The organism is Thiothrix nivea DSM 5205, assembly GCF_000260135.1.
Classification (GTDB): domain Bacteria; phylum Pseudomonadota; class Gammaproteobacteria; order Thiotrichales; family Thiotrichaceae; genus Thiothrix; species Thiothrix nivea.
This window is the reverse complement of the sequence record NZ_JH651384.1, coordinates 533,329-546,985: the sequence shown is the minus strand read 5'-3', so window position 1 is coordinate 546,985 and position 13,657 is coordinate 533,329. Positions and strand designations below refer to the sequence as shown.

Below are 13,657 nucleotides of genomic sequence, written 5' to 3'. Positions count from 1 at the left end.
GCTGGTAGAAAGAGGGCAGACACGGGGGTCTGCCCCTACAAATCACATCAGGCAGATATTTGAATGACGACCTTGTACGAACTTGAACAACATGACGATTTTATCGCCCGCCACATCGGCCCATCCGACGCCGATACGCAGGCCATGCTGCAAACCGTGGGCGCGGAATCGCTGGATGCACTGATCAACAGCACGGTTCCGGCCAGTATCCGGCTGAACGCGCCGCTGGCAATGGATGGCAGCCGCACCGAAACCGAGGTGCTGGATTACCTCAAGCAACTGGCGATGCAGAACAAGGTGAACAAGTCGTACATCGGCATGGGTTACTACGACACCATCGTGCCTCCGGTCATTCTGCGTAATGTGCTGGAAAATCCGGGCTGGTACACCGCTTACACGCCATATCAGCCGGAAATTTCCCAGGGGCGTCTGGAAGGTCTGCTCAATTATCAGCAGATGATTACCGACCTGACCGGGATGGACATTGCCAATGCTTCGCTGCTGGACGAAGCCACCGCTGCTGCCGAAGCAATGGCTTTATGTAAGCGTTCCAACCGTTTGAAAACGGATAAATTCTTTGTGGATGCCGAGCTGCATCCGCAGACCATTGATGTGCTGAAAACCCGCGCCCAGTATTTCGGTTTCGAGCTGATCGTTGGCAACCCGCATACCGATCTGGCGCAGCACGAAGTGTTCGGCGTAATGCTGCAATACCCCGGCACGAGCGGTGCAGTGGGCGATATTGCGGCGCTGATCAAGCAGGCGCATGACAAGAAGGCGCTGGTATGCGTGGCCTCCGACCTGATGGCGCTGGTGATGCTGAAAGCACCGGGCACATTGGGTGCGGACGTGGTATTCGGTAACTCGCAGCGTTTCGGCGTGCCGATGGGCTTTGGTGGGCCACACGCGGCGTTCTTCGCCACCAAGGATGCCTTCAAGCGCACCATGCCGGGGCGCGTAATCGGCGTTTCCATCGATAGCCACAGCAAGCAGGCGTTGCGTATGGCGATGCAGACCCGTGAGCAGCACATCCGCCGTGAGAAGGCGACTTCCAACATCTGTACCGCGCAGGCGCTGCTGGCAAATATGGCCGGTTTCTACGCCGTATACCATGGGCCGGAAGGCTTGAGGAAAATTGCCGGGCGCATTCATCGCCTGACCAGCATTCTGGCGAAAGGCTTGCAGCAGAAGGGCGTGGAACTGGCGAATGACACATGGTATGACACCCTGACCCTGAATGTCGGTGAACAGCAACAAGGCGTGCTGTATCAATACGCCGTGGATGCAGGTATCAATCTACGCAAGCTGGATGCTGACAAGCTCGGCATCAGCGTGGATGAACGCAAGACCGGCGCGGACATTGCCCAGTTGTTCAACGTATTGCTGGGTGAAAGCCATGGGCTGGATATGGCCGAACTGGATACTGCTGTGACTGCGGAAGGCTTCGGCGGCATCCCATCTGGCTACGCCCGCGATACCGATTTCCTCACCCACCCGGTATTCAACACCCACCATTCCGAATCCGAGATGCTGCGCTACCTCAAGCGTTTGGAAAACAAGGATTTCTCGCTGGCGCACGGCATGATCCCGCTGGGTTCCTGCACCATGAAGCTGAATGCAACGGCGGAAATGATCCCGGTGACTTGGAATGAGTTTGCCAATATGCACCCGTTTGCGCCGAATGAGCAGACCGTGGGCTACCGCGCGATGATCAAGGAGCTGGAAGACTGGTTGGTGGAAGTGACCGGCTATGATGCGATTTCCATGCAGCCGAATTCGGGGGCACAGGGTGAATACGCCGGTCTGGTAGCGATCCGCCGTTACCACGAAAGTCTGGGGCAGGGGCATCGCGATGTGTGCCTGATCCCCAGTTCCGCGCACGGCACCAACCCGGCCTCCGCCGCGATGGTGAATTTGAAAGTGGTGGTGGTTGAGTGCGATGACAACGGCAACGTGGATGTGGCCGATTTGCGCGCGAAGGCGGAAAAGCACGCAGACAACCTGTCGTGCCTGATGGTGACTTACCCGTCCACCCACGGCGTGTTCGAGCAGGACATCGTGGAAATCTGCGAAATCGTGCATCAGTTCGGCGGGCAAGTGTACATGGATGGCGCGAACATGAACGCGCAGGTGGGCATTTCCAAGCCGGGCAAGTTCGGCTCCGACGTGTCGCACCTGAACCTGCACAAGACCTTTGCGATTCCGCACGGCGGCGGTGGCCCTGGCATGGGGCCGATCGGGGTGAAGGCGCATCTGGCTCCGTTCCTGTCCAGCCATGTGGTGAGTCCGCCGGATGGCATCGCGCCGGGCAATAGCGCGGTTTCCGCAGCGCCTTACGGGAGTGGGGCGATCCTGCCGATTTCGTGGGCGTACATCAAGCTGATGGGCACGGAAGGGCTGCAACGTGCGACCGAGATGGCGATCCTCAACGCCAACTACATGATGCAGCGGTTGTCGGCGCATTATCCGGTGTTGTTCCGGGGCGCGAACGGGCGGGTGGCGCACGAGTGCATTATCGACATCCGTCCGCTCAAGGCGGCTTCCGGCATTGACGAGTCCGACATTGCCAAGCGCCTGATGGATTACGGTTTCCATGCGCCTACCATGTCGTTCCCGGTGGCGGGTACGCTGATGATCGAGCCGACCGAATCTGAGCCGAAAGAGGAGCTTGACCGCTTCTGTGACGCGATGATTGCTATCCGTGAGGAAATCCGCAAGGTGCAGGATGGCGAATGGCCTGCCGACAACAATCCGCTGGTGAATGCGCCGCATACGCTGGACGATCTGACGCAGGCGTGGGAACGGCCTTATAGTCAGGCTGAGGCGGTGTTCCCGGCAGGTGTCAGCCCGACGGCAAAGTACTGGCCGACTGTGAACCGGATTGACAATGTGTATGGGGATCGGAATCTGGTTTGTTCTTGCCCGAGCGTGGATTCATACCGGTAGATTAGTTGCTGCCCCTTCTGCCGCTCAGTGAAAGAAGGGGCTTGTGCATTTCATTGGTCGGAAACTGGTTGACCCAGCTAGCCTCCTTCGCAACCATGTAATCTGGTTGCAAGGAATAATGCACAACAATGGAAACCCCAAAACGCACCAATTACATCCTCGTCGATTTCGAGAACACTCAGGCGATTGATCTTGCCTTGATCAAAAATAAGCCAGTCGTAGTCATATTGTTGATCGGTGAAAAGCAAAAGCATTTACCCGTAACGCTGGTAAGGCAGCTACTGGAGTTTCCAGACAAGGTGCGCCTGATCGAGTCTGCTGGTTCAGGTAAAAATGCGCTGGATTTCATTCTCGCTTGTCAGGTGGGGCAATTGTCACAGCAAGATCCGGCAGGGTTCTACCACATTGTTTCCAAAGACAAGGGCTTTGATCCGCTGGTTGCACACCTGAAACAACAGAAAATCTTTGCCGCGCGGCACGACGCCTTTGCGCAAATTCCGTTGTTCGTGGATCAGAGGACGGTTTCTTCCAATGATAAAATTCAGCTATTAACTGAGTATTTTACCAAACATGCCAAGAACCGTCCGGCCAAACGCACCAGCCTGATTGCTTACATCAACGCTGTCTTCGCCAAACAATTGCCGGAAAGTGAAGTGCTAGGGCTGGTTCAGGTTCTGGAGCAACGTAAACTGATTACGTTCAACAATCACGATAAGGTTAGTTACTGTTTGTAAATGATGAAAGCATTGGCAGGGATAGCTTACATGTTCCATGTGGACGCTGTCCGCTTCTCACAATTGGCAATATACGTGGGTATTGAATTATGATTCCCTAATTGCATACCGCGAGGAATCTGCTTTGGATACTATCGACAACGTAACCACCTACATGCAGGGGATTGGCCAGCAAGCGAAACAAGCCGCCCAGACCCTTGCCAACACTGACACCAACGTCAAAAACAATGCACTGCTGCGGATTGCGGATGTATTGCTGGAACGCGCCGATTGGCTCAAAAGCGAAAATGCCAGGGATCTGGCGGCAGGCCGTGAAAAAGGGCTGGATGCAGCCATGCTTGATCGCCTGACCCTGAGTGACAAGACCATTGCAGGCATGGCGGAAGGCGTGCGCCAGGTGGCGACGCTGGCTGATCCGGTTGGCACCATCACCGACCTCAACTACCGGCCATCCGGCATCCAGGTCGGGCGGATGCGCGTGCCGCTGGGCGTAGTCGGTATCATTTATGAATCGCGCCCCAATGTTACCGTGGATGCGGCGGCTTTGTGCCTGAAATCCGGCAACGCCACCATCCTGCGCGGCGGTTCCGAAGCCATCCATTCCAACCAGGCGATTGCGGCTTGCGTGCGCGAAGGGCTGGAAGCGGCAGGCTTGCCCGCATCATGCGTGCAAGTGGTCGAAACCACTGACCGTGCTGCTGTGGGTGAACTCCTGCGCATGGCACAATACGTCGACGTGATCGTGCCGCGCGGTGGCAAAGGACTGATCGAGCGGGTCAGCGCCGAATCGCGCATTCCAGTCATCAAGCATCTGGATGGTATCTGCCATGTCTACATCGATGACCAAGCTGACATCGACAAGGCCGTCAACGTGGCGGTAAACGCCAAGACCCACCGCTACGGCGTCTGCAATGCCATGGAAACCCTGCTGGTGGCGGAAGCCATCGCCGCCGAAGTGTTGCCCCCCCTGGCGGAAGCCTATACTGCCAAAGGCGTGGAACTGCGCGGTTGCGAGCAGACCCGCACTATCCTGCCAGCCTGCATTGCTGCCACGGAGGAGGACTGGGCGACGGAATACCTGGCCCCCATCTTGTCTATCCGCGTCGTGCCGGATATGGAAGCGGCGATTACCCACATCAATACCTACGGTTCGCACCATACCGACAGCATCATTACCGAAAATTACACCCGTGCGCGCGCTTTCCTGCGTGAAGTGGATTCCAGTTCGGTGATGGTGAATGCCTCCACCCGGTTTGCGGATGGTTTCGAGTACGGTTTCGGCGCGGAAATTGGCATCAGCACTGACAAAATTCATGCGCGTGGGCCGGTCGGGTTGGAAGGGCTGACAACTCAAAAGTTCATCGTGCTGGGTGACGGGCATATCAGAACCTGAAGGCTTGTCAGTTCATCAACCCTTAATACTCGATAATCGGTGTTTATGTAGGTTTGTCCTTGCGCACTGAGTATCTTCTGAGGCATGAGAAAGCAGAAGATCCAGTGCGTGGTATTTGATCAGGACGTTGAAGTAACAGCGTCGCTGGATGCTGCCCTACGCAGTTCCAGCGTGCTGTTGGATCTGAAACAGGTTGCCTCCTGGCAGCAGCTGGTTCCCGTGTTGCAGGAACTCAGGCCGCATCTGTTGTTCTGTCCGCGCCAAGGCGGCGAGTCGATGGAATTGCTGGAAAGCCTGCAACGTTATTCGCCAGACACCTTGCTGGTGTGGGTTTCCCGCCATGAGTGGCAAGGTTTGACCACTTGGCTGATGGGGGTGGAATCTTGCACCCTGCCGTTGAATGATGTGGATTATTTCGGGCAGTACATTGATTTCCTGCTGCATTATTCCGGTGTCAAACATGATTTTCGCCAGTGCAAGAATCTGTTGGGGGTGGCGGAATTGCGCTGTCACTGGCTGGTGGATTATTCATGGGAGGCGATTGCCTACATTTCCCAGGGGATGCACCTGTACGCCAATAACGCCTACATTACCCTGCTTGGGTTTGAATCCAGCGCCGAAGTCCGTTCCATGCCGGTTCCCCAACTGGTTGATGCATCCGAACGCAAAACCTTTGAGGCCATGTGCAAGCTGGCGGATACAAGCAGCAAACCCTCCAACCGTTTGCTGATGACCTTGCGGACGCTGGACGGGGAACACATGCGGGCGGAAATCCGCCTGATTCCCGCCGTCCTGAAAGGCAGGCGTTGCACCCAGTTGCACGTCCACCCGATTGAGCGGCGGGTCGGCAAGGGCGCGCCGCTGTGGAAAAAGGATAACCCCTGGGGCGAGGCGGCGGAGCGCATTCAGGCGGCAGCGGAACCACGCAGCCCATCGGCGCTTACTGCTGCCAGCCGTTCTTCCTCGCCGGGCAGGATGCCGCCAACCGTGCAAATGCCGCTGCCTGGTGGTATGAAAATGCGTCTCCACAAATTGCACCGCTTGCGGGAGAACCAGCCAACCCTTTACATCGCTGAACCCGAATTCCAGCAACCCGGGGGCAAAAAGCTCGGGTATGCCGCCTTGCTGGAGCAACTGGGGAAAGGGGCAGGTCGGTTCCGGCTGGATTTCTGGAGCCTGGGGCAGGTGATCCGGAAGCTGTCATCTCGGGGTAACGAAAAGCCCGGTTATCTGGTTTTTGTGTCAGTGGGTGGGGCGATTCTGAATAATGAAAGCCAACTGAAGCAATTGATCGGGTTGTTGAATGTGTCACCTGCTGCCGCCAGCAGGGTTGTTATAGCCTTGCGCTACGAAGATTGCCTTGCCCACGTTGGGCAGCTTGCGAAAGTTATCAAGTTACTCAGGGCTGTCAGGGTACGGTTGGCAATTGACCATTTGCCGGATGAGGCGCAGGCGTTGAAGTTTGTGAGGGCAGTGAAGCCAGTGCTGGTGCGGTTAAAACCCGGCATCGCTGCGGTTGTTATCCGGAAAGCGGAGACAAGCCGCATCAAACACGTTATTTATCAATTGGCTGACAGTGGATGCGGGGTCATTGTGTCCGATGTACGGGACAAGGGAACCCTCCAGGTGGTTTACTCTACTGCTGCTGCATACGCGCAGGGTAACGCCACACCATAATAATGACTAAATAACTACCAGGTGAGCGTGACATGTCAACCAGAGTCTTCAGAGTGGGTCTTGTTGTTAATGGCGAATACATATCCGCTTGGCAACGTTTGATGCTGGAGCGCCTGTTGGCTTCAGGCAGCGTGGAATTGGTCGCTGTCATTGCCCATCGCCATGTTGCCCTGGGCTGGGTTCATGTGGTCAATGCCATGCTGTTGGGGATGCTCCATTTTGTCGATGGCAAGTTGTTCAAGGCTCCTGTGAGTGCCCAGCAACCAACCAGCTTCCTCGATTTATTGGGGGATGTGGTGTTCTGTACTGTTGGTAGTAGGCGCTATCAGATGCTGCTGGCAGAGTCGCCCTTAGATTTGGCCATTGATTTGAGTGGGTGGGAACCCTTGCCAGCCGTCATGGCGTTGGCCCGTTATGGTGTATGGCGGCATTTTTATGGCGCGTTGGGCATTCATTCAGACCGGTATATGGGAGTTGGCGCATACACCAGCAGTCAGGCCGAAATCCTTTCCGGGCTGGAGCGTTGTTTACCGGGGCGAGCCGAACCCGAGCAGATTTTTTGCGCCACTACCAGCACTGACCCGGTTTCCATTAACCGGGGTATCGAACGCAGCCTGTGGAAAATGGCGGACTTCATTCCCCAGCGTCTGAATGAATGGGCGCAAGTGGGGGAAAATGATTTTTTCCGGAATGCCAGGGTGCGGGTGCAGGCGTTTTCATCTGATCTGCAAATAGAGCGTGCGGAGCCTGGTTTATTACTGGTTTTGCTGGTGTTATGGCGTTATGCAGGTAATTTTATCAAAAAGTTTTACCAGACCCTGTTCCGTAACGAGCAGTGGATTTTGCTGACCCGGAATGCAGGTGGTGCCGGCAGTCTTTGCACGCTGGATCGTTTTCGCAAATTGATTCCGCCCCCTGACCGTTTCTGGGCTGACCCCTTTGTGGTTGAGCATGAGAAAGGGACTTATGTATTTTTTGAGGAGCTTCTTTACTCGCGCGGCAAGGGACATCTGGCCTGCATCCGGCTGAATGAGGATGGCACCCACTCCAACCCGGCCAAAATCCTCAGCAAGCCTTACCATTTGTCCTACCCCTTTATTTTTCATTATCAAGGTAACTACTACCTGATTCCGGAGACAGGGGATAACCGCACCATCGAGCTTTACCGTTGCACGGCTTTTCCGCACCGTTGGGTCTTTGAAAAGAACCTGATGGAAAATGTGGAAGCTTATGATGCAACCCTGTTGGAACAGGATGGGCGCTGGTGGATGTTTGTCAGTATGCGCCATCACCCAAGTTGTTCCCCCAACGAAGCGCTCTACCTGTTTCATGCCGATAGCCCTTTGAGCAGTGAGTGGCAGCCGCATCCCCAAAACCCTGTCGTGGCTCGGGCTTCGCAGGCGCGTCCGGCGGGGCGGATTTTCTCGGAAGGTGGCCAGTTGTACCGGCCTTCACAGAATTGCGCCGGTGCTTACGGCAGGGGACTGAACATCAACCTGATCCAGCGGCTGGATGCCTATGTTTATCAGGAGGAAACCGTCAGTCGCTGTATGCCGGACGGTGAACATGACATGCATGGCGTGCATACGCTGGGGATTGGGTCAAACATTGCGGTTTCTGATGCAGTGCATGTGCGGCGGCGTTTGGGCGTGCTGGATCGCTGGGTGGTCAAGTCAAAAGGTTTTTTTAGCCAGCCTGTCCGTTTCCAGCATGTGGTGCTGGCGGTTATTCCGTTGGCGTGGCTTTTTTGGCTTGAACTTTAACAGGCAGCGATGACAGTTGTGCGGAAAAAAATTGCTTTGGTTGTCTATTCGCTCGGCATGGGGGGTGCGGAAAAAGTAGTGTCTGACCTTTCCTTCCAGTTTGCGAAGCAGCACGATGTCACCCTGATCCTGTTTGACGGTAGCCGCATGTATTACCCGTATGCGGGAGAATTAATTGACATACAGTGCCCTTCCAAACAAGGCTTCATTGCTCGTGTGCTGAATTTTCTGGATCGGGCCAGCCAGTTACGGCAAATTTTCCGGATGCGGCATTTCGATACCATTATCAGCGTGATGGAACATGCCAATTTCCCCGCCATTCTGGCCAGCCGCCAAACGATTGCCGCCAACCATTGCAACCCTGACAGGAATTTCTCACGCTTTGACTGGCTGTTTGCCCGCTGGTTGTACCCCCGCGCCAAGCGGGTGGTGGCGGTTTCGCAGGAAGGGGTAAAGATTTTCCAACAACGTCTGGGGCTGCAAAACATTGACTGCCTGTATAATCCTGTCAATTTGCGCCAAATCCGTGAGCTGGCGCGGGAACGCCCCGCGATCCAGATAGACGGCTCCTACATTGTGGCAGCTGGCAGACTTAGTCCGGAAAAAAACTTCACCATGCTGCTCGAAGCCTACGCGGCTTCGCAGGCTCGCCAAGACTTCAAACTGCTGATCTTGGGGGAGGGGGATGCGCGACCCTTACTGGAAAACCGGGTTAGGGAGCTGGGGTTGGAAAAACAGGTCATGCTGCCTGGTTTCATCCGCAACCCTTACCCCTACATCGCCCAGGCGCGCTGCCTGGTGCTGTCCAGTTTGCATGAGGGTTTTCCGGTGATCCTGATCGAGGCACTGGGGTTGGGGCGTCCGGTGATTTCCACCAATTGTGAAACTGGCCCGACTGAAATCATCCAGCAGGAGCAAAATGGCCTGCTGACGCCAACCAATGACCGGCAAGCGATGACAGCGGCGCTGGATCGCGTTTGCTTGGATGAAGAATTGTACGCACGGCTCCAGCAGCACACGCTGGCTTCGGTCGGGCATCTGGAGATAGAGCAGGTGGCGGAACGATGGCTGGCTATCTGAAACGCTGGCTATGCCTTGGCTTGATGCTGCTGGGTTTGGGCGGGTGCTCCCCCGAGCCGCAGCCATCTCCCGGTTTACAGGTCAAGTCCATTGGGGCGCTGGATCGGTTTGGCCGTTTTGAGCTGGTGACTGGCAGTGACAAGGTGGAGTTGTTTGCCGCGCGCAATGAGTATGAAGGCTTCCAGTTTGTGGTGACGGCTGGTGAGCGTGGGGCAGTGGATGTGCAGGCCAGCATCTCGGTATTGCGTAGCGTGGAAGGTCAAGTCATTGATGGCTTAAAGGTTTTCCGTGAGCGTTATGTCAAGGTGAGCACGCCATCCCCCCATTCCCCCTATGCGCCGCAATACTGGCCTGACATCCTGCTGCCAGCCGACAATGCGGGGGCGGAAGCGGCGGCCTACCGTGCTTTCCCGCAAAACCTGACGGCAGGGGAAAACCTGCCGGTGTGGGTGGATATCCACATTCCGGCTGATGCCAGACCGGGGGTTTATACTGGCAAGATAAGCGTGACCGCCACTGGGGAAGGCCAGCTGGAACTGCCCGTTACCCTGACGGTGTGGGACTTCAGCTTGCCGGAACGCTCCCCGCTGCGCACGGTGTTTGGCACCAATGGCTACCGGGTAGCAGAGGTTTATGGCTTTGAACGCACTGGCAAATCTGCCGCCGATAACCGCTTGATCCGCGCCTATAACGATTTCTTGCTTGACCACCACCTGTCGCCGGAAAGCTTTTGGGATGCAGCCCCGGAAGCCAACGCTGACGGCCTGCCTGATTTTGGACGCCAGTTTGCCGGTCTGGGGACGGTGACGGACAACATGCGGTATTACGCACAGGAAAAACATGCATCCGCCTACACCTATGTGTTCGCAGACAGCTACCCATTTGCCGACCCCTTGGGCGAGGATCGCCAGCAGGCACAGCGTTTCATGCGCGCATACGCCGACTGGTGCGGGAAACATGCTGGTGCGGAGCGCTGTTACACAGACCCCTCGTTCGTGGATGAGCCGGATACCCGCGATGCCTATCAGTACGCCCGCCGTTGGGGGGAGTTTTTTGACGAAATTTCTCTACCCAAAGGGGAAAACATCCATTTTCAGGTTAGTGAGCCGCCCCTGAACGAAGACCCTGGGTTGGGTAGTCTGGTGGGTAAGGTGGAGGTGTGGGTTCCCAAATTTTACGACTTGTGGCGTGACGTGGATTTTCTCGGCAAGAATGTTGCTGGCCAGCGTCTGGCTGCGGGCGAGGAGGTCTGGGCCTATACCTCGCTGGTGCTGGATTTTCCGGAATACAGCAAACTCAACCCTAAGGCTGACGTCTTGAAAGGCAGCTACCCGCCAGTCTGGCAACTGGATTTCCCGGCCATCAATTACCGGATTCCGACCTGGCTATTCCATCGTTATGGCGTGACCGGGTTGGGCTATTGGGACACGCTGGCGTGGTTTGAAGGCGCAGATGTCTGGAATGATGCTGCCAGTTTCGTCAGCCAGAACCCTCCCGGCATCCGTTTCAATGGCGATGGCCTGCTGGTTTACCCCGGCTTCAAGGCGCAAACCGGTTTCGACGGGCCATTGGCGTCGCTGCGCCTGAAGTGGATACGCGAGTCAGTTGAGGATTACATATACATCGACCTGCTGTTGCAGGCAGGGGAAGCTGTCTTTGTCCGGCAGCAGCTTGCGCGCATCGTCCGTAGCTTTGGCGATTGGGACAATGACCCGGCGCTGCTCATGCAGGTGCGGCAGGCGTTGGGTGGGCGTCTGTCTGAATTACAGCATGACCGGCAAGCAGGGCAGGGAAAATGAATACGATCCGTAACCTTGCTGTTGTTTTCATGATGTTGCTGGTGTTCGCCATGCCTACGGATGGCGCGGTTGAAGTCGCCGGGATGTCACTGGTGAAAATTGCCGGGCTGATGGCTTTTGGCCTGACCGTGGTATTGGCAGTGATGGGGAATGGCCTGCATGGGGTTGCTGCGTTTCACACTGCCGTGCTGTTGTATGTTGCCTGGGTGCTGCTGTCTTACACCTGGTCGGAAATGCCGGTTCCGTATGAAACCACTCAGGCGGTTAGCAGTGGGCAGGCGCTCAAGAGCAATCTGTATGTCCTGATGGTCAGCCTGCTGTTGTTCCAGTTGGTGGCCACGTCGGGAGATTTGCGGAAACTGTACATTGCCCTGATCCTGGGGTCGTTCTGGCTGGTGTACTTGATGGTGAAGGATTATCAGGTGACAGCGGCCACGGTCAGGCAGGAAATCAAGCAATTTGATGCCAATGAGGTGGCGGTCAAGCTGGCGATGGTGTTACCGTTGGCGATCCTGCTCCTGACCCAGGCCAGGGCGTGGTGGTCGCGTTTACTGGCGCTGGCTTATATTCCGGCGGCTGTTTTTACCATACTGATTACCGGTTCACGTACTGGGGCAATCGTCATGGTGCTGGGGTTGGCGGGTTTTTTGCCGACCATTTTGCGTTCCGGCTGGTTAGGTAAGGCTGCCAGCGTGGTGGCGCTGATGGTGGCGTTGATCGGGATTGCCAGCGTGGTTCCGCAAAAAACCATTGAGCGTATCTTTTCAACCGGTAAAGAGCTTTCCAGCGGAACCCTGAATGAACGTAGCGTAATATGGGCGAAAGCTTATGAGGAATGGGAAGAAAGCCCGCTGTATGGCCATGGCCTGGGTTCTTTCCGGCGCATCATCAACCCATACAATGTGGACTATACCGCCCATAACAGTTTTGTGGCGGTGACAGCGGAACAGGGAATGGTCGGGACACTCCTGTATCTGGCGGTGATTTGTATTTCAGCAGTGTCAGCTTGGCGCTTGCGTGGCGATGACCGCTGGTTGATGGCGCTGATGCTGTTGATCGTGTTGATAGGCCAGATGTCGCTAACCTTACAGGACAGGATGTATGTCTGGTTGGCGTATGGCCTGATTGTCCTGAATACTTATATTAAAAATAACGCGCCCAGCGCGGAATATACCAAATAAGGTGTCCATTACGGCATGAAAAAGATAGCGATTGTCATTGCAGAACTGGCGGCTCCGGGCGGCGCGGAAAAGGTGGCTGTTGATCTTGCCGAAGAGTTCAGAAGCCGTCAGTACGATGTCACGGTCATCAAGTTTGCCTGCCTGCCGCCAGGCATTGCCCGCTACGATATTCCGGTGAGGGTGATTAACCTGCAAATCCCGGAACGTCCGGGTGGCTTGTTTACCCAGGTCAGTATCCTGCTGCAACGGGCGTGGCAATTCCGCCGCTTGTTCCACCGTGAACAGTTCGACCATATATTTTCTTTTCTGGAGGCTGCCAATGTGCCATGCGCGCTGGCCTGTTCCGATTCCGTGCTGTCGGTACACCTTGACCCCGACACCATGACACGCAACGAGTGGCTGGCATTCCGCTGGCTGTACCCGCGTGCCAAACGGGTCATCGCTGTCTCCCGCCAGATGCAGGATGTACTGGAACAGCGGGCTGGCCTGAAAAATGTAAATTGCATTTATAACCCGGTCAACACTGCCCTGATCCGCGAAAAAGCAGGTGCAACCCTCGACATTGAAGATAAGTTCATCCTTGCAGTCGGCAGGCTGGAGCGGCAGAAGCGGTTTGACCTGTTGCTGGAAGCCTTTGCCCGCTGCAAAACACAGGCATATTGCAAACTGGTGCTCCTCGGGCGCGGCAGCCAGCAGCCAATACTGGAACAACGTATTGGTGAGCTTGGCCTAGAAGGCAGGGTGTTGATGGCCGGTTTTGAACCCAACCCCTACAAATACATGGCAAAAGCCGAGTTTCAGGTCATGAGCAGTGATTACGAGGGTTACCCTCTGGTGCTGATCGAAGCTTTGTCCCTGGGGTGTCCGATTGTTTCCACTGATTGCCCCACCGGGCCACGTGAAATTGTCCGCGACGGTGAAAACGGTCTGTTGGTGGCAAAAGGTGACCCGGATGCACTGGCTGCCGGGATTGACGCGCTGTTTTTCGACGAGCCGAAACGCGCACGGATGCGTGAGCAGGCAGTGGAATCGGTGCGCGCCAATGACATCACGGTGGTTGCCGACGCCTGGTTGGCGGCATGAG

Annotated in this window: 9 protein-coding genes; all 9 read left to right on the top strand. The window is 55.9% G+C overall.

Going from position 1 to position 13,657, the window contains the following annotated elements; all coding sequences use genetic code 11:
- Positions 1 to 63: 63 nt before the first annotated feature.
- Positions 64 to 2,946, top strand: a complete 2,883-nt coding sequence (gcvP, locus tag THINI_RS02805) for an aminomethyl-transferring glycine dehydrogenase (protein WP_002707146.1) — start codon at positions 64 to 66, stop codon at positions 2,944 to 2,946.
- A gap of 128 nt (positions 2,947 to 3,074) precedes the next feature.
- On the top strand, positions 3,075 to 3,680 hold the full coding sequence (locus THINI_RS02800) for a PIN domain-containing protein (RefSeq protein WP_002707145.1): 606 nt from the start codon (positions 3,075 to 3,077) through the stop codon (positions 3,678 to 3,680).
- Between the two features lie 154 nt (positions 3,681 to 3,834).
- On the top strand, positions 3,835 to 5,073 hold the full coding sequence (locus THINI_RS02795; protein WP_040839929.1) for a glutamate-5-semialdehyde dehydrogenase: 1,239 nt from the start codon (positions 3,835 to 3,837) through the stop codon (positions 5,071 to 5,073).
- Between the two features lie 84 nt (positions 5,074 to 5,157).
- Positions 5,158 to 6,750, top strand: coding sequence for an EAL domain-containing protein (locus tag THINI_RS02790; protein ID WP_002707143.1), 1,593 nt, complete (start codon positions 5,158 to 5,160; stop codon positions 6,748 to 6,750).
- A 32-nt stretch (positions 6,751 to 6,782) separates the two neighbouring features.
- On the top strand, positions 6,783 to 8,513 hold the full coding sequence (locus THINI_RS23085) for a glucosamine inositolphosphorylceramide transferase family protein (protein ID WP_002707142.1): 1,731 nt from the start codon (positions 6,783 to 6,785) through the stop codon (positions 8,511 to 8,513).
- Between the two features lie 9 nt (positions 8,514 to 8,522).
- Positions 8,523 to 9,593, top strand: coding sequence for a glycosyltransferase (locus tag THINI_RS23080; RefSeq protein ID WP_002707141.1), 1,071 nt, complete (start codon positions 8,523 to 8,525; stop codon positions 9,591 to 9,593).
- Positions 9,578 to 11,392 carry a DUF4091 domain-containing protein gene (locus THINI_RS02775; RefSeq protein WP_002707140.1) on the top strand — a complete coding sequence of 605 codons (1,815 nt, stop codon included), beginning with the start codon at positions 9,578 to 9,580 and terminating at the stop codon, positions 11,390 to 11,392. Before THINI_RS23080 ends, THINI_RS02775 begins: the two co-directional genes overlap by 16 nt.
- Positions 11,389 to 12,573: an O-antigen ligase family protein gene (locus THINI_RS02770; RefSeq protein WP_002707139.1), complete on the top strand. Its 1,185-nt coding sequence runs from the start codon at positions 11,389 to 11,391 to the stop codon at positions 12,571 to 12,573. The genes THINI_RS02775 and THINI_RS02770 overlap by 4 nt, the downstream gene beginning before the upstream one ends.
- Before the next feature lie 15 nt (positions 12,574 to 12,588).
- Positions 12,589 to 13,656: a glycosyltransferase gene (locus tag THINI_RS02765; RefSeq protein WP_002707138.1), complete on the top strand. Its 1,068-nt coding sequence runs from the start codon at positions 12,589 to 12,591 to the stop codon at positions 13,654 to 13,656.
- The last annotated feature ends 1 nt before the right edge of the window (position 13,657 follow it).